This window comes from Arthrobacter sp. YD2, assembly GCF_030410475.1.
GTDB lineage: Bacteria > Actinomycetota > Actinomycetes > Actinomycetales > Micrococcaceae > Arthrobacter_B > Arthrobacter_B zhangbolii.
Genome location: NZ_JAUHHB010000001.1, coordinates 82,150 through 98,015 on the forward strand (window position 1 = coordinate 82,150; position 15,866 = coordinate 98,015).

The window sequence follows — 15,866 nt, forward strand, 5'->3', positions numbered from 1 at the left end:
AAGGAACAACAAAATGGCAGAACGCAAAGCCACGGTGGCCAGCAGAGTAGGGCTCCATGCCCGGCCGGCTTCGATTTTCGCTGAAGCTGCGGCGGCCCAGCCCGTCGATGTGACCATAGCGATGGACGGTGCGCCGGCGGAGGAAGCGATGGATGCATCCAGCATGCTTTCGCTAATGAGTCTGGGCGCCTCGCACGGCGACGTGGTGGTGCTCCGCTCGGACGATACGGGCGCAGAAGAGGCGCTTGACGCACTGGTGCAAATTCTGGAAACCGATTTGGATGCACAATAGGCGGCATCCAGTACCCGGTTTAAATAACGAAGCCAGCGGCAATGCCGCTGGCTTCGTTGCAACCTCACGCTGACCCCCCACAGGCAGCGGATGTTACATATTCATTATTCTGGCACATGCGCATGAAAATGTGAACAAGGTTACCTAATTGTCATCTGACATAGGTTTGCGTCAGGCGGGTTTGCTTTTCCTCCCGATTCAAGGCCATCCGCCGGCCGCCGAGCAGCGCCAGCCCCAAGGTGCAGGAAATCAGTGCGGAATAAGGCACCAAATGGTCCCACGGACTCACATCCCACGGTGTGTGGTCCTGGAGCGCGTAGAGAACCGCACCGCTCAGGCCCAGAGCGATCAGGGCGGAGGCTGTGCGGATAAGGGCAGGACGGCGCCGGTGAGCCGCCGTCGCAAAGGCCGGGCCTATCAAACAGGCGGACACGTAGGCGGGATAAGCGCGGCCCAGCGCTGTGTAAAGGATGACCGGCAATTGCTGGGCGTAGTCCCGCAGGCCCGGTGAGGACGAAGGCATGTCGGCGAGGACGAAAAGCACAACCATCAGCACGGCAAGGACCCCCAGCACGGCAAGGCCAATAGACCCGCCAATGCACTTTCCTGCGAGGGGGGAGCGGAAAGCCACAGAAGCCTTGAGTCCGAGAATAAGGACGAATCCGTACATTGCGAAACGGATTATGAGGTTGGCAATGTTGATGCCGCCCAGCACATTGTCCACCGCAAGATAGATGGCGGAATTGGCCAGGGCAATTGCCACCGTCAGCATAAGCAGCGCCCAGAAAAGCAGCGGATTCCGGCCCTTGATGGCCTGCGGAAGTCGGGTCAGGGTAATCAGGCCCGAAACGGCGAGAGCCGAGAGGTGGACGGTGGTAGCGAGACTCATCCCAAGTGCTCCAGAAGCGTTAGTTCGTTTTCATCGTCGTGTTCGAGTTTCCTCATCGCTTTCCCCAATGCATCCAAGCGATCCCGGGCAAGCAGGACAAGCTCGGAGTCGCTGAGCGAGGCAAGGGCACTTTCCTGCCCGCCTTCGGGCCAGCCCGCTTCACCCGGGGTGACTAAACCGATGGCTACCAGCCCGCCCGGAAGCGAGACGTCCGCCAGACGTGCGGCTTCCACCGCCAGTTCCGGTGCCAGCCGCCCGGCCGACAGCTGTGCGGAGATGTTCTGGGGAGCTACCCCCGTCTTTGCGCTGAGCTGCTGGCGCAGGTCCCCCGGATCCACCGCTTCAAACCAGGACCGGATGGCATTACGGTGACCGAACTCAGCGATTTCCCCGCCGGATGCGCTTTCCACGCCACCCTGGGTAGCCCGGGCCAGGATCATCTTCAGAATGCAGACATAGGAAACCTGGCTGACCAGTTCAGCGGTTGTCGGCCGCCACGGACCGCTCAAAAGGTCCGAGTACTCCTCAAAATCCGAGAGCGCTTCAACCGGGTTTCGCCCATAGGCCCTGGCCACGCGGACCACCGTGATCTCAGCGACTTTCCCCCGGACAATCTGCTGGGCCAGCGTGGACCTTTTAATCCCCGTCCGGCGGCAGAGGTCGGCGTTGGATTCACCCGGTGCGATCGCCGCCCGCCAACTCTGGAAAGACTTGGCAGGCACAGCCATTTTTCGCCCCCTCGATTGGATTTCCCCGGATAGATCGAATTATACTGTTCGAACTGGCTTCCCCTTCTGCGTTCCCCCCATATGCAGAGCGGGAAGCCAGCTCCACTTAAGGACGGGGCAGCCCGTGGAACCGGGAGGCCGGCGGCAGCGGAGCCCCTGTCACTCCTGCGGCCAGGATACGTGGTGGCTGTACTCCGGGTGCTTGCCGAGGTAGGTGGCCATGTAGGAGCAGTACGGCTTTACCCGTTTCCCTTCGCTGACAATGTCCTCCACGGCATATCTGGCCAGCTTCGAGGAGTACCCCTGGTGCCGGTAGGCGGGCTCCATTTCCGTATGGGTGAGGGCGACGGCGTCGGGTTGCCTTTCATAGTCGGCAACACCAACAAGCTCCCCGTCCAGCCGCAGTTCGTACCGGTCCAGCCCGTCATTGCGCGAGACACTGATGTCTTTGGATGTCATAGGCCGAGACTGCCATGCAATCACGCCTCGGTCCACCCCGCACAGGGCTGCCCTGCCGCGCCGTGGTTTACCCCGGGGTTTACCCCGGCAGCACACGCACGGGCGCCCTCAGGCTGCCCTTCCGCCGCGGGCGGCCTGTTCGGCCCGGCTCAGTGACTCCTCCAGGCGGTCAACCGCTTCGGCATAGGCGGCGGAATCATCCGCATCCGCCCCGGCAGCAACCTCCGGGCGCAGGCGTTCAGCTTCCTTCAGCGCCCGGATGAAGTCCCGGGTTTCCGGCGAGCGGACATCCTGCAGCTGCGGATGCTCGGCCGCGAGCCATGGATCGAGTTCATAGGCGCTCCAGCGGGTCAGGATCTCGCGGTGCCGGCCGGAGACCGCAGCCAGGGCGGCCTGCCGCTGTTTCCTTTCCAGGCGGCGGACGCGTGCCCGGTGCCGGCCGGCCAGCCACGCGGCGGCCCCGGTACTGCCGGCCACCAGCAGCATACCGATGGCTGCGGTGCCGCCGGGCCCGGTGCTGACACCCCAGGCAGCAGTCAGGAGAACGCCAAGAAAGGCAATAAAGCCGGTCCAGAACAGGCTCTCACCGTCCCGTTTGCGCAGCGCCCGGTCCAGACCGGCAGCGCCGGCTGCCAGCACACCGGCGAGCAGCAGCAGCGGCAGGACGAGGGTCGGGCCAGCCTCGGGCATGTCGGCTCCTTTCCTTGCGTTTCCTGCCTCCATTGCACCTAACCCGGAGGCAAAGGTCAATGGCGGACCCGTCCGTCCCGAAGCGCCGGAACCGGGATACCAAGTATGCTGACAGCTGGATTCTTTTCCATGTCCAAGGACCACCACCCGCGCCAAAAGTGCCGGAGACGTAAGGAAAGCAATGAAGATTCCCGCCCCCCGAGGGCGCGTCAGCGCCACCCTGCTCGACCTGCTCACCAGTACCACCCGGAACGAGGGGTATCCGTCCCTGGTTGCCGCCGTTGAGGAGTCACTGGCCGCCGGCACGGACCTCCTGCGCGACGAGGACCTGCAGCTGACCCTCTTCTGCCTGTACGAACTGCACTACAGCGGACTGGAGGGCGTGGAGGATGCGGCTGAGTGGGATCCGCAGCTGATCGCCATCCGGTCCCGGCTGGAAGCCGCGTTTGAAGCAGTACTGCGGGATATCGTGCCGGTTCCCGAGCTCCCGGCTCCCAGGAGCGAGGACGTGGCGGCTACGCTCTTCAGCCTTGCCGCAGAGGACAGCGGACCCGACGTGTCCCGCTACGTTGCCGGCAAGGCAAGCGTGGAGCAGCTGAGGGAGTTCCTGATCCTGCGCTCCATCTACCAGCTCAAGGAAGCGGACCCGCACAGCTGGGTCATCCCCCGCCTGCCGGCCGGCCGGGCAAAGGCCGCGCTAATTGAAATCCAGGCCGACGAGTACGGCGGCGGCCGCCCCGAACGGATGCATTCGAAGCTTTTCGCCACCACCATGGAGGGCCTTGGGCTCAACGCCGGGTACGGCTACTACATTGACGAGGTGCCCGCGCTCACGCTGGCTTCCTCCAATGCCATGTCCCTCTTTGGCCTGAACCGGCGGCTGCGCGGCGCCATCGCCGGACACCTCGCGGCGTTTGAAATGACTTCCTCGATTCCCAACTCGTTTTATGCCCGCGGTTTCCGCCGGCACGGATTCGACGACAACGTCACCTACTACTTTGACGAGCATGTGGAGGCCGACGCCGTCCACGAGCAGATAGCCGCCCGGGACCTGGCGGGCGGACTGGCCGAAGCGGAACCCGAACTGCTGGGTGACATCATCTTCGGTGCCGCCAGCGTCCTGGCCATCGATGCCCTGCTGGGTGAGGAGCAGCTCAATGCGTGGAAGGCCGGGGAATCAGCTCTGCTGCGGCCGCTGCAGGGCACGCAGGACAATGCTCCGGACACCGCCGCCTCCGCCGCGCTGGCCGCGGCGGCCATGGCCGGCGGTGTGACCCCGTGACCGCTGCTGAACCCCGGGAGCCGGTCCGCGGGGACCAGGACCTTCCCGCACCTCAGGACCTCCCCGCTTCCAAGGGACCTGCCGCCCCGGCGTCCATAGTTGCCTATCCGAACGGACCGCTGCTGGTCCGGGGCGACTTTGAAATTGTCACTCCCGACGGCGTTCCACTGCCGCGGGACCGCAAAACCGTGGCCCTGTGCCGCTGCGGCGGGTCAGCCATCAAGCCGTACTGCGACGGTACGCACAAACTGATGAAGTTCGACACCACCCGCCGCCGGCCCGTGCCCAAACCGGCCCGGAAGGCTGCAGAGGACGCCGCTGCACCGGCCCGGGAAGCTGCACCGGCGGAAGACTGAGACCGGACGTACCCGGGCTCCCCGTTGCCGCGCGAGAGCCTATAAACGGGAGCATAAAAAAGAACGGCCCGTTTACACGGGCCGTTCTTTTTCGTATCGGGAGTGCGCCCAGCAGGGCTCGAACCTGCGACCCACGACTTAAAAGGACGTTGCTCTACCAACTGAGCTATAGGCGCTCCCACCGGTCCGGAGGCGAATGCCGCGGACCGACTGTCCCACTTTATCGCACACGGCACAGATCGCGGAAAACCTGGCACCGGATGGATTGCCGTTGCCGGACCCGGGCCCGGCGGACGTCGGAAACAGTCCCGCAGCCCGGCCGCCGGGTGCACCGGAAGACGCCTCGATTCTGCGGATTGGCGGGAGTATTCTCAAATTATGAGTGAGTCCAATTCAATGCCGCGCCATCACAAGCCAAAGCCCCTTGCACCCGTGGACTTCGCCAACTTCCCCGGCGGAGCCGATCCGGCCCGCGTCTCCGAGGCCGCCCATCTGGCCGCCCAGGCACTGGTCCACCACGGCCGCGAGAGCACCGATCCGGAAGTCACCCGCCGATTGGTTGAACTCGCAGACCAGCAGGGCGTCGAAGCCGTCGCCGAGATGTGGGCCGAAAGTCCGGCCCGTTCGCTGCCCGGCGCGCTCTGGCGGCTCTACGCCCTGCGGGCCGCCATCCAGCAGAACCCGGAACGGGTGGCTGCGTTCTACTCCGCCGGCAAAGACGTTGCCCAGGTATCCAAGGTGGTTGCCGGCGTCGCCGAACCTCTCGGCGCAGACGAGGTGCGGGCCATGGCAGACACCATCCTCTCCGGCGCCTTCGAAGGCGAATTCGACGTCGCACTGGAGCGTTTCGCTGCCTTCTGCCGGGTGGTTGCCCTGGGGCAGACGAACCACGCCGAGTCCTCCGAGGCCTCCAACGGCAACCGCGCCACCATGCTCACCCGTAATGCCCGGCAGCTGGTGCGCACCGCAGAGGATCTGGAGCACTCAGCCGCTGCCTGGCGGCGGGGCGAACTGGACTGAGCCGGCTGCAGGAGCCCCTTGCCATGGCGCTCGTCACACCTCTGCGGCTGCACCAGGGCCCGTGTTGACATCGCCGGGCAGGCGTAGAAAACTGAAATTGGTGTCGGACTGCGGAACCCCCGGGCTTCAACTCTGAGCCGCTTCGAGCGGCCTTCCGCCGAGAGGCGCTCCCGGTCCGGCACCGTTACATTTCCTCATCGGGTATCAGCGCGGCTGTGGCGCACCTTTAGCCCGATCCACGGCCTCCCATCGGATATTCTGAGGCAGTGAGAACCTTCGTGCAGGATCCTCCTTCCGCGGACGAATTGCGTCCGGCGTGAAACTTCGACTTTTCCCGCAGGAAAACGCGGGCCTGGAGCTGCTTTCGCGCATGGCCTCCCAGCTGCTGCGCGGCACGGGCGTAATGGCCGAAATCCTGGGCGCTGATCCGGAAGACTTCGGCCGCCTCACCGAGCAGCTGCACCAGATCGATGCTGAGACCACGGACCTGCACTTCGCTTTGCTCACCCAGATGCGGACCAGCTTCATCAACCCCCTCCCCCGGGAAGACCTCTACGAGCTTTCCCTGATTCTGATGTCGGCCATGGAATGCCTGGACGCATCAGCCGAGACGGTCTCCCTCTATAAACTCACCGGGGTTTCCGGCCGCGCCTCCGAACAGTTGGAAGTGATCGGCCGGCAGGCTGAGCTGACGGCCTCAGCCATGCGCAGGCTGGCTTCGCTCGAGGACCTGGAAGAGTACTGGATCGAGATGCTGCGGCTTGCCCGGCGGGCCGAACGCACCCGCCGGATCTGGGTGGCGGAACTGATGCGTGAGCATAAACCCATGCCCTATGCCCGGCACAGGGACCTCGCCGACCGTCTTTCCGGCACCGCCACCCAGCTTCGCCGTGCTGCCACGTTCGTAGGCGGCGTCCTCGTGCGGGAATCCTAGGGTGGCGTTCTTCCTCCTGTGCGCCGTTGTACTGCTGGCCGGCGCCTACGCCTTCCTCAACGGCTTTCATGATGCCTCCAATTCCGTGGCGACGTCAGTGCGCACCCGCGCCCTGACCCCCACGGTGGCCATCGCCCTGGCGTCCGCCTTCAACTTCCTGGGGGCGCTGGTCAGTACCGCCCTGGCCGTGGCCCTGACGGTCCGTTTTGTGGAACTGCCCGAGGGCCCGCAGGGGCTGGGCATCCTGATCGCGGGGCTTACGGCCGCCTGCAGCTGGGGTATCTGGACCTGGTGGCGGCGAATGCCTTCCTCCTCCACCCACGCGCTCGTGGGCGGAGTGGTGGGCTCAGGGGCGGCCTCAACCCTGGTGGGCGGGCAGAACATTGCCGGATCTTCCCGCGTGATCTGGGAACAGCTTGCGCTGCCTCTGCTGCTGTCCCCGGTGATCGCCTTCGCCCTGGCCTACCTGCTGGTTTTCCCCGCCACGTGGCTGATGCGGTACAGCTCGCCCCGCCGCGGTGACGCCGGGAACCGGATTGCGCAGTCCGTCTTCACCTCCGTCTTCTCCCTGGGCCACGGGATCCAGGACGGTCAGCGGACCATGGCCGTGGTGGTGCTCGCCCTGCTGGCGGCGGGTGAAACCACCGATGCAGGCATACCAACATGGGTCCAGGTTTCCGCTGCCCTGGCGTTGGCGGCCGGCACACTCTGCGGCGGCTGGCGGATTACCCACACCCTGGGCCACCGCCTGGTGCGAATGGATCCGCTGCGCGGCATGAGCGCCCAGGCGGTGAGTTCCTCGATGCTGTTCCTGGGCGCCTTCTGGCTGCATATCCCGCTGTCCAGCACCCAGACCATGGCCTCCGCCATTGTGGGCGCCGGAGCCAACCAGCGGTTCGCCACCGTGCGGTTCATTCCGCTGCGGGAAATCCTGGTCACCTGGCTGACCACTGCACCGGTGACCGCGGTCCTGGGCGGGATTCTGTTCCTGGCGCTGAGCCCCCTGCTGTAGGGGTTATCCGAAGCGGCCGGAGACGTAGTCCTCGGTGGCCTTCTCTGCCGGGTTGCTGAAGATAACCGGGGTGTCGGCGTACTCAATCAGCCGGCCGGGCTGGCCGGTGCCCGCAATGTTGAAGAACGCCGTCTTGTCCGAAACCCGCGCAGCCTGCTGCATATTGTGCGTCACGATCACCACCGTGTAATCGCTCTTGAGCTCCTCGATGAGGTCCTCGATGGCGAGGGTGGAGATGGGGTCCAGTGCCGAGCAGGGCTCATCCATCAGGATGACCTCGGGTGAGACGGCAATCGCGCGTGCAATGCACAGGCGCTGCTGCTGGCCACCCGATAGCCCCGACCCGGGCTTATCCAGCCGGTCGCGGACCTCTTTCCACAGGTTGGCGCCGGTCAGGGAACGTTCCACCAGATCATCAGCGTCCGCCTTGGAAATGCGCTTGTTGTTCAGCTTCACGCCTGCCAGCACGTTGTCCCGGATGGACATGGTGGGGAACGGGTTGGGCCGCTGGAAAACCATTCCGACGTGGCTGCGCACGGTCACGGGATCCACTCCCGGACCGTACAGGTTTTCGCCGTCGAGCAGCACTTCGCCTTCAACCCGGGCGCCGGGCAGGACCTCATGCATCCGGTTCAGGGTGCGCAGGAAGGTGGACTTGCCGCAGCCGGACGGGCCGATGAACGCGGTGACGGAGCGGGGTTCAATGTTGATATTGACGTCCTGGACGGCAAGGAAGTTGCCGTAGTAGACATTCAGGTCTTTGACGTCGATGCGCTTGGACATGTGTTCCTTTGGGGTAAGTCGCGGCAGGGCTTAGCGGGAGGTCCGGGGGGCGAAGATCCGGGCGATCAGGCGTGCGGCCAGGTTCAGCAGCATCACCATCAGGATCAGGATCAGCGCCGCAGCCCATGCCCGCTGGGTGCTGGGATCCGTGTTCGTGGGCGAGGTGGGGCTCATCAGCTGCCGGTAGATGAACGTGGGCAGGGTGCTCATCCAGCCGGCAAAGGCATTGAAGTTGATGGTGTTCACAAAACCGGCCGTCACCAGCAGCGGGGCGGTTTCGCCGATGACGCGGGCAATGGCCAGGGTTACGCCGGAGGCAATGCCTGAAATGGCCGTTGGCACCACCACTTTCAGGATGGTCCGCCATTTCCGCACACCCAGGGCATAGGAGGCCTCGCGCAGTTCATTCGGAACAATCTTCAGCATTTCCTCGGTGGAGCGGACCACCACCGGGATCATCAGTACCGACAGGGCGACGGCGGCCACGAAGCCGGTGCGGGTGCCCGGGCCAAACACGAGTCCGAAGAAGGCAGCGGCGAACAGGCCGGCCACGATCGAGGGGATGCCGGTCATCACGTCAACGAAGAAGGTGATGGCCCGCGAGAGGGCACCGCCGCGGCTGTATTCCACGAGGTACACGGCGGCCAGCAATCCCACCGGTACGGAAATCACGGTGGCCCAGAAGGTGATCAGCAGGGTGCCCACAATGCCGTGGTAGACACCGCCCAGGACCGGGGAACCGTCCTGGGCCGTGGCGTTGTCCACTGCGCCGGTCATTCCGCCCATGGACGTGAGGAGGAAATCCGGGTTAAGGCCGGGCAGGCCCCGGACCAGGACGGTGAAGATGACCGAGACCAGCGGCAGCAGCGCCAGCAGGAATGCCCCGTAGACCAGGTTCGTGGCGAGCCGGTCCACGGCGTGGCGGCGGCCCTCCACCATCCAGGTCACGGCGGTGCCGCCGATAACGAAAATGAGCGCCGTGAAAATGGTGAAGGCAGCCACGGAAAAACCGATAAGGGCGGAGATTGCCGCGCCCAGGACAACCGCTACGGCCAGGATGACCCATGGCATGTAGCGCGGCAGCCGGTTCTTGGTCAGCATTGCTCCGGGCCGGTTCAGTACGGAGGGTGATTCGAGCATCAGTTGGCTCCCGAGAATTCTTTGTGGCGGCTGATAATCCAGCGGGCAATGACGTTCACTGCCAGGGTGATCAGGAACAGCACGAGTCCGGCGGCGATCAGTTCGGAGAGACGCAGCCCGAACGCCTCAGGGAAGTTCAGGGCAATCTCCGCGGCAATGGTCTGGTTGCCGGGGCGGATCAGGCTGGTAATCAGGCCGCCGGAGGAAAGCACCAGTGCCACTGCCATGGTCTCACCGAGGGCACGGCCCAGGCCCAGCATCACTGCGCTGATCACGCCGGGGCGGGCGAAGGGGAACACGGCCATCCGGATCATTTCCCAGCGGGTGGCGCCCATGGCCAGGGCTGCCTCTTCATGCAGTTTGGGAGTCTGCAGGAAGATCTCGCGGGTCAGCGACGTAATGATGGGCAGGACCATCACGGAGAGCACAATGCCTGCCGTGAGCATGGTCTTGCCTGTCTGGCTTGCGGGCCCTGAGAACAGCGGGATCCAGCCCGCGTTCTCGGCGAGCCAGTTGTACGGTCCCACCAGGGCGGGGGCCAGCACTGTCATACCCCAGGCGCCGTAGACCACCGAGGGGATGGCCGCGAGCAGGTCCACCAGGTAGCCCAGCCCCTGCGCCAGGCGGCGGGGCGCGTAATGGGAGATAAACAGCGCGACGCCGATCCCCACCGGGGTGGCGATCAGCAGTGCTATGGCCGCGGCAATGACGGTGCCGATGACCAGCGGCAGAATGTACTTGCCGAAGCCGCCGCCTCCGGAGATGTCGGACGGGTCGGCCAGGAAGGTCGGCAGCGCCTGCCACATCAGGAACACGGCCACGCAGAAGAGCACAAAGAGGATCAGGCACCCGGCTGCCACCGTGATGCCGGAGAAAATCTTGTCTCCGGCACGGCCGGCGCCGCCCTCACCAGTTATTGACTTGCTCGACAATGCTCAGACCCTTCGACGGTGTTGCGGGCTTTTCTATCAGTTTAGGTACTTTGCCCGGCGGGGCGGACCGGCTCCCCCGCCCGCGAACGGGGGAACCGGAGATAAATGCGGCGTTTAGGACCGGACGCTGATGGTCTCCAAGGCTTCGACAGCGCGTTCACGCAGAGCCGCGGAGAGCGGCGCGCTTCCGGTTGCCTCCGCTGCTGCCGCCTGTCCTTCCTCACTGACAACGTAGTCCCCGAAGGCACGGACAAGATCCACCGTCTCCTGGTCCTCGTAGCCGGTGCAGAATATGTGATAGCTCACCAGGACCACCGGGTAGGCCCCGGATTCTGCGGTGTCCCGGTCCAGCTGCATGGCCATGTCGGCAGCCGGACGGTTCCCGCCGGTGACCGGCGTGGAGGATTCGACGGCGAGTGCCGCTGCTTCGGCGCTGACGGGCACGTAGTTCCCGCCCACCTCTACCCGGACGGTCCCCAGATTCCCGGCGGCGGAGGCATCCGCGTAGGTAATGCCGCCTTCCGTAGCGGTCACGGTTGAAATGACGCCGCCCGTGCCGGATGCGTTTTCACCGTTTGGCAGTCCGGCGGGCCATTCGCCGGAGGGCTTCTCCGTCCAGATCTCCGGAGCGGCGGCAGCAAGGTATTCGGTGAAGTTCTTGGTGGTTCCGGATTCGTCACCGCGGTGCACCGCGGTGATGGGAGTATCCGGCAGGCTGACGCCCTCATTCTGCGAGGCGATGGCCGGATCATTCCAGACCGTGATGTCACCCCGGAAGATGGCTGCCAGGGTGTCGGCGTCGAGATTCAGTTCACGGATGCCCTCCAGCTGGAACGCCACGGCAATCGGAGAGATATATGCGGGGATGTGCAGGGCGCCCTCCGGTCCGCAGACTTCCTCCGCGGCTGCGGCTTCTTCCTCATCCAAGTAGGCGTCGGAACCGGCAAACTGCACCCCGCCGGCCAGCAGCGCCTCGCGTCCGGCACCGGAGCCATCCGGGGAGTACTGAACGGCAGCCTGCGGATTGGCTTCGCCGAAACCGGCGATCCAGGCCTGCATGGCCGAGTCCTGGGAACTGGCGCCGGCGCCCGAGAGGGTGCCCGCTACGGTGCTTTCCGAAGCCGCAGCGGGAGTGGAGGCGGGCGCTGCACTGTCCGTGCCGCAGGCTGCCAGGGCAAGCACGGCAACAGCGGATACTGACAGCAAAGAGGTGGTACGGCCGAGATTCTGAACCAACACGCTTTTCCCTTTCGAGGGTGGTGGGGCGCGGATGCGCCGGGAGGCTGGCCGCGCGGACGCTTCCGCTGTTGCGAAAGTCGCTGCACGTTCCTTCCCAAGCGTGGCTAAGCAAGGTGAACGGAAAGTTAACGGGGGCGGGGGAACCGTGGAACATCAGGGTCACCGTCATCCCGGTTACGGCCGGAAGTAACCGCGCCCACAGGTTCCGGTACCTCGCCCTAGACTGGGTCCATGCCCCAACGCAGCTCCTTCGCCAAAAGCCGGGGTTTCCTGCGGAACCGTGTCCGGGTGGGCCTGCAGCGAAGCCGGCATTCGGTCTTTCCCGCCCTGCAGATGACCGTCTGCGCCGTGGGCGCCTATGCCTTTGCCGAGTATGTACTTGGCCACGAAGGTCCACTGTTCGCGGCCACCGCGGCCCTGATCTCGCTCGGTTTCTCACGCGAACCGCGCACCCGCCGGGTACTGGAAGTGGGAATCGGCTGCACCCTGGGCATCACCGTCGGTGAAATCCTGCTGACGCTGCTCGGCGTGGGGCTGATCCAGGCCGCCGTGGTGCTGTTCACCTCCGTGATGCTCGCGCGCTTCCTGGACCGCGGCGTCATCTTCACCACGCAGCTGGCCCTGCAGTCGCTGCTGGTGGTGTTGCTGCCGGCCCCCGACGGCGGCGTTTTCACCCGCAGCGTGGATGCCATTGTGGGTGGCGTCTTCGCCCTTGTGGTCACCATGCTTGCCCCGCGGGATCCCCGGCGCGAGCCCAAATCCAACATCCGGGAACTGCTGCACGAGCTCTCGGCGGTCCTGCGCCAATGCTCCGAGGCGATCGCCAAGAGCGATTCCACCGTCGCCTGGCATGCACTGGTCCGGGCACGCAATACCCAGCCCCAGTTGGACACCCTGGCCCGCAGCGTCCGCGATGCCAGGGAAATTGCCCGCATTTCCCCTGCCTACCGGCGGTATCTGGCAGAGCTCGGTGATCTGCGCGGCTCTATCGGCTTCCTGGACCTGGCGGTCCGCAACAGCCGCGTCTTCGCGCGCCGAACGACGTCGGTCATCAACCACGCCTCGCTCAACGACGAGGCGATCGAAAACGTCGCCGAGGTCGTCAATGACACGGCCGACGCCGTCGACATCCTGGCCCGGGCGCTCGGCGGCGGGGAAGGCAATGACGCCAGGCTGCGCCATCTGCGCCAGGCACGCAACGAACTGGCCGCCGTGGGCAGCCGGTTGCATCCCAAGGCGTTGGGCATCACTGACCTGCAGGGTGATGCGCTGATCATGCTCTTCCGCCCCCTGGTGGTGGATCTGCTCGAATCCACCGGACTCACCCATGAAGAGGCGGTCACGTACCTCTCGGAGATCTAGCCGCCAGCTGGCCGAAGCTTCGAACGGGCGTCCGGCAGCCGGTTCCTATTCCCGTCGGTACTGTCCTCCATTTCCGTAACTGCGGGGCTTCGTACGCCGCGGGACTGTCGGTGCCGCGGGATAGCCTGAAGATATGGCAACAAAGACTGCACGGCCGAAGGCCGCCAATTACCGCTGCTCGGAATGCGGCTGGACCACGGCTAAATGGGTGGGCCGCTGCGGCGAGTGCCAGGCCTGGGGAACCGTGGAGGAAGCCGGGGAGGTCCTGGCCCGCACTACGGCCGCCACGGTGGTTGCCCGGCCTGCCCTGCGGATCGGTGACGTGGATGCCACCACGGCCGCCTACCAGGCCACCGGTGTGGGCGAGCTGGACCGGGTACTCGGCGGCGGGCTGGTCCCGGGGGCGGTGATCCTGCTGGCCGGCGAGCCGGGCGTGGGTAAGTCCACCCTGCTCCTTGACGTTGCGGCACGCGTGGCTGGTGCCGGCCGTGATGTCCTGTACGTGACCGGCGAGGAATCCACGGCACAGGTGAAACTGCGCGCTGAACGCATCGGTGCCGTGTCCGAGCACCTGTATCTAAGTGCCGAAACCGACCTTGGACAGGCACTGGGCCAGGTGGAGCAGGTGTCTCCGGGACTGTTGATTGTGGACTCGGTCCAGACGCTGAGCAGTACCGCAGTGGACGGCAGTGCCGGCGGCGTCAGCCAGGTCCGGGAGGTGGCCGCGTCCCTGATCAATGCCGCCAAAACGCGGAATATGACCACCCTGCTGGTAGGGCATGTGACCAAGGACGGTTCCATTGCGGGTCCCCGGCTGCTGGAGCACCTGGTGGACGTCGTCTGCCAGTTCGACGGCGATCGGCATTCCCGGCTGCGCCTGCTGCGGGCGGTCAAGAACCGTTACGGACCCACGGATGAGGTTGGCTGTTTTGACCTGACCGAAGACGGCATTGAAGGACTCGCGGACCCGAGCGGGCTCTTCGTTTCCCGGACCAAGGATCCGGTTTCCGGCACCTGCATCACTGTGACGCTCGAGGGCAAGCGTCCGCTGGTCGCCGAGGTGCAGTCCCTGGTCGCTGAAACCGGCAACGCCCAGGCAAGGCGTGCCACCAGCGGCGTGGATTCCTCCCGGGTGGCCATGCTGCTTGCTGTCCTGCAACAGCGGGCGTCAATGAGCCTGGCCAAGGATGACAGCTATGTATCCACGGTGGGCGGCGTAAAACTGGGTGAGCCGGCGACGGACCTGGCGGTGGCGCTGGCCGTAGCCTCGGCAAAAATGAACAAACCTCTTCCGGCACAGCTGATTGCCTTCGGCGAGGTGGGCCTGGCCGGCGAGGTACGCCCGGTCCCGGGGATCGGGCGGCGCATCAACGAGGCCGAACGCCTCGGGTTTACGCACGCAGTGGTGCCTGCCTCTCCCAGCGGGCCCGGGAACATTCCGTCCGGTTTCAAGGTCCGCGAGGTCTCCACCCTGGCAGAGGCGCTCGAGCTGCTCTTTTAACCGTGCCCCCTCCGGCGCTGCTGCGGTTGCTTCTTACGCCCCGCCCCGCCAGGAGGGACGTGCCGGTGCGGCCGGCGTGGGGGCAGTGTACGGGAATCGCACACTAGTATAGGGACGGGCAAGTCTTGCCCGGAAAGCTCAGGGCCCACGGGCCGGAAGGAAGTGACCATGGCCCGCAGCCCGGAAGACGCATTGAAGGCCACTCTGGCCCGGGTTGCTCCCGGAACCGAACTCCGCGACGGTCTCGAACGCATCCTCCGCGGCCGCACCGGTGCCCTGATTGTGCTTGGTATCGACCGGACGGTGGATTCCATCTGTTCCGGCGGGTTTGATATCGGCATTGAGTTCTCCCCGACCAGGCTTCGGGAGCTGGCGAAGATGGACGGCGCCATTGTCTGCGACCGCGATGCCAGGAACATCCTGCGCGCCGCCGTGCAGCTGGTCCCGGACCACACCATCGAAACCCATGAGTCGGGCACCCGCCACCGGACGGCCGAACGCGTCGCCATCCAGACCGGCTTCCCGGTGATTTCGGTCAGCCAGTCAATGCAGATCATCCAGCTGTATATCGGCGGACTGCGCCACGTGCTGGAGGGTTCCGAACCCGTGCTGGCCCGCGCCAACCAGGCACTGGCCACCCTTGAGCGTTACCGCGCCCGGCTGGACCAGGTCACCAACTCCCTCTCCGCCCTGGAAATCGAGGCCATGGTGACGGTCCGCGATGTTGCCGTGACCCTGCAGCGCCAGGAAATGGTCCGCCGCATCTCGGAGGAAATCTCCCAGTACGTCCTTGAACTCGGCGTCGACGGCCGGCTGCTGTCCCTGCAGCTTGAGGAACTGACCACCGGGCTCGGCCCGGGCAGCGAAATGATCCTGCGGGACTACGCGGACCTGAATGACGGGCAGCGGAACCTCGAGGAGCAGATCGCCACGCTGCAGAACATGAGCTCCTCTGAAATGGTGGACCTGGGCAAGATCGCCTCCGTTGTGGGCTTCCAGCCCGGTCAGGACTCCCTCGAGGCTGTGGTTCAGCCGCGTGGTTACCGGCTGCTCAGCAACATCAAATCCGTTCCGCCGGCGGTATCCAACCGGCTGGTGGACCACTTCGGCGGTCTGCAGAACCTGATGGCTGCGAACATCGATGACCTGATGACCGTTGACGGCATCGGCGAACAACGTGCCCGGACCGTGCGTGAGGGACTGTCCCGGATCGCGGAAACCAGCCTGCTCGACCGGTTTATGTAGCC

General features: G+C 65.2%; 17 protein-coding genes and 1 tRNA gene. 9 read left to right on the forward strand and 9 right to left on the reverse strand.

Annotated elements, in window-relative coordinates; all coding sequences use genetic code 11:
* The first annotated feature begins 13 nt into the window (after positions 1 to 13).
* Entirely contained in the window at positions 14 to 292 is a 279-nt protein-coding gene (locus tag QWJ37_RS00440) for an HPr family phosphocarrier protein (protein WP_227903234.1), read from the forward strand.
* A 151-nt stretch (positions 293 to 443) separates the two neighbouring features.
* Here the strand turns inward: QWJ37_RS00440 and QWJ37_RS00445 are convergent, their stop codons facing one another.
* The 4 genes from QWJ37_RS00445 to QWJ37_RS00460 form a co-directional block, all read right to left on the reverse strand.
* Entirely contained in the window at positions 444 to 1,181 is a 738-nt protein-coding gene (locus QWJ37_RS00445; RefSeq protein WP_227903233.1) for a hypothetical protein, read from the reverse strand.
* Positions 1,178 to 1,909, reverse strand: a complete 732-nt coding sequence (locus QWJ37_RS00450) for a hypothetical protein (protein WP_227903232.1) — start codon at positions 1,907 to 1,909, stop codon at positions 1,178 to 1,180. Before QWJ37_RS00450 ends, QWJ37_RS00445 begins: the two co-directional genes overlap by 4 nt.
* A 159-nt stretch (positions 1,910 to 2,068) precedes the next feature.
* Positions 2,069 to 2,368 carry a GNAT family N-acetyltransferase gene (locus QWJ37_RS00455; protein WP_231710200.1) on the reverse strand — a complete coding sequence of 100 codons (300 nt, stop codon included), beginning with the start codon at positions 2,366 to 2,368 and terminating at the stop codon, positions 2,069 to 2,071.
* 108 nt (positions 2,369 to 2,476) lie between these two features.
* Positions 2,477 to 3,058, reverse strand: a complete 582-nt coding sequence (locus QWJ37_RS00460) for a hypothetical protein (protein WP_227903230.1) — start codon at positions 3,056 to 3,058, stop codon at positions 2,477 to 2,479.
* 181 nt (positions 3,059 to 3,239) lie between these two features.
* On the opposite strand from QWJ37_RS00460, the gene QWJ37_RS00465 reads away from it, so the two are divergent.
* Both QWJ37_RS00465 and QWJ37_RS00470 read left to right on the forward strand, forming a co-directional pair.
* Positions 3,240 to 4,340, forward strand: coding sequence for an iron-containing redox enzyme family protein (locus QWJ37_RS00465; protein ID WP_227903229.1), 1,101 nt, complete (start codon positions 3,240 to 3,242; stop codon positions 4,338 to 4,340).
* Between the two features lie 95 nt (positions 4,341 to 4,435).
* On the forward strand, positions 4,436 to 4,696 hold the full coding sequence (locus QWJ37_RS00470; protein ID WP_290244810.1) for a CDGSH iron-sulfur domain-containing protein: 261 nt from the start codon (positions 4,436 to 4,438) through the stop codon (positions 4,694 to 4,696).
* 103 nt (positions 4,697 to 4,799) lie between these two features.
* On the opposite strand, the gene QWJ37_RS00475 is transcribed toward QWJ37_RS00470, so the two are convergent.
* Positions 4,800 to 4,872, reverse strand: a tRNA-Lys gene (locus tag QWJ37_RS00475).
* A 202-nt stretch (positions 4,873 to 5,074) separates the two neighbouring features.
* On the opposite strand from QWJ37_RS00475, the gene QWJ37_RS00480 reads away from it, so the two are divergent.
* The 3 genes from QWJ37_RS00480 to QWJ37_RS00490 all read left to right on the forward strand — a co-directional run bounded on the left by QWJ37_RS00480 (position 5,075) and on the right by QWJ37_RS00490 (position 7,662).
* Entirely contained in the window at positions 5,075 to 5,716 is a 642-nt protein-coding gene (locus tag QWJ37_RS00480) for a hypothetical protein (protein ID WP_290243286.1), read from the forward strand.
* 316 nt (positions 5,717 to 6,032) lie between these two features.
* Entirely contained in the window at positions 6,033 to 6,650 is a 618-nt protein-coding gene (locus tag QWJ37_RS00485; protein ID WP_290243288.1) for a nuclease PIN, read from the forward strand.
* A gap of 1 nt (position 6,651) precedes the next feature.
* Positions 6,652 to 7,662, forward strand: coding sequence for an inorganic phosphate transporter (locus QWJ37_RS00490; RefSeq protein ID WP_290243290.1), 1,011 nt, complete (start codon positions 6,652 to 6,654; stop codon positions 7,660 to 7,662).
* 3 nt (positions 7,663 to 7,665) lie between these two features.
* On the opposite strand, the gene pstB is transcribed toward QWJ37_RS00490, so the two are convergent.
* The 4 genes from pstB to pstS all read right to left on the reverse strand — a co-directional run bounded on the left by pstB (position 7,666) and on the right by pstS (position 11,756).
* Positions 7,666 to 8,445 carry a phosphate ABC transporter ATP-binding protein PstB gene (gene pstB / locus QWJ37_RS00495; protein ID WP_227903225.1) on the reverse strand — a complete coding sequence of 260 codons (780 nt, stop codon included), beginning with the start codon at positions 8,443 to 8,445 and terminating at the stop codon, positions 7,666 to 7,668.
* Positions 8,446 to 8,475: 30 nt separating this feature from the next.
* The gene (gene pstA / locus QWJ37_RS00500; RefSeq protein WP_290243292.1) at positions 8,476 to 9,585 is read right to left on the reverse strand and encodes a phosphate ABC transporter permease PstA; all 1,110 of its coding nucleotides are present in this window, start codon (positions 9,583 to 9,585) and stop codon (positions 8,476 to 8,478) included.
* Positions 9,585 to 10,517 carry a phosphate ABC transporter permease subunit PstC gene (gene pstC, locus QWJ37_RS00505; protein ID WP_290243294.1) on the reverse strand — a complete coding sequence of 311 codons (933 nt, stop codon included), beginning with the start codon at positions 10,515 to 10,517 and terminating at the stop codon, positions 9,585 to 9,587. Before pstC ends, pstA begins: the two co-directional genes overlap by 1 nt.
* Positions 10,518 to 10,631: 114 nt before the next feature.
* Positions 10,632 to 11,756 (reverse strand): phosphate ABC transporter substrate-binding protein PstS, encoded by a 1,125-nt coding sequence (pstS, locus tag QWJ37_RS00510; RefSeq protein ID WP_290243296.1) that lies wholly within the window; start codon positions 11,754 to 11,756, stop codon positions 10,632 to 10,634.
* A 231-nt stretch (positions 11,757 to 11,987) separates the two neighbouring features.
* Between pstS and QWJ37_RS00515 the strand changes: the two genes are divergently transcribed.
* From QWJ37_RS00515 to disA, 3 genes are all read left to right on the forward strand, one after another.
* On the forward strand, positions 11,988 to 13,118 hold the full coding sequence (locus QWJ37_RS00515; RefSeq protein WP_227903221.1) for an FUSC family protein: 1,131 nt from the start codon (positions 11,988 to 11,990) through the stop codon (positions 13,116 to 13,118).
* Positions 13,119 to 13,251: 133 nt separating this feature from the next.
* Entirely contained in the window at positions 13,252 to 14,619 is a 1,368-nt protein-coding gene (gene radA, locus QWJ37_RS00520) for a DNA repair protein RadA (RefSeq protein WP_290243298.1), read from the forward strand.
* A gap of 168 nt (positions 14,620 to 14,787) precedes the next feature.
* Positions 14,788 to 15,864 carry a DNA integrity scanning diadenylate cyclase DisA gene (gene disA, locus QWJ37_RS00525; protein ID WP_227903219.1) on the forward strand — a complete coding sequence of 359 codons (1,077 nt, stop codon included), beginning with the start codon at positions 14,788 to 14,790 and terminating at the stop codon, positions 15,862 to 15,864.
* Positions 15,865 to 15,866: the final 2 nt, after the last annotated feature.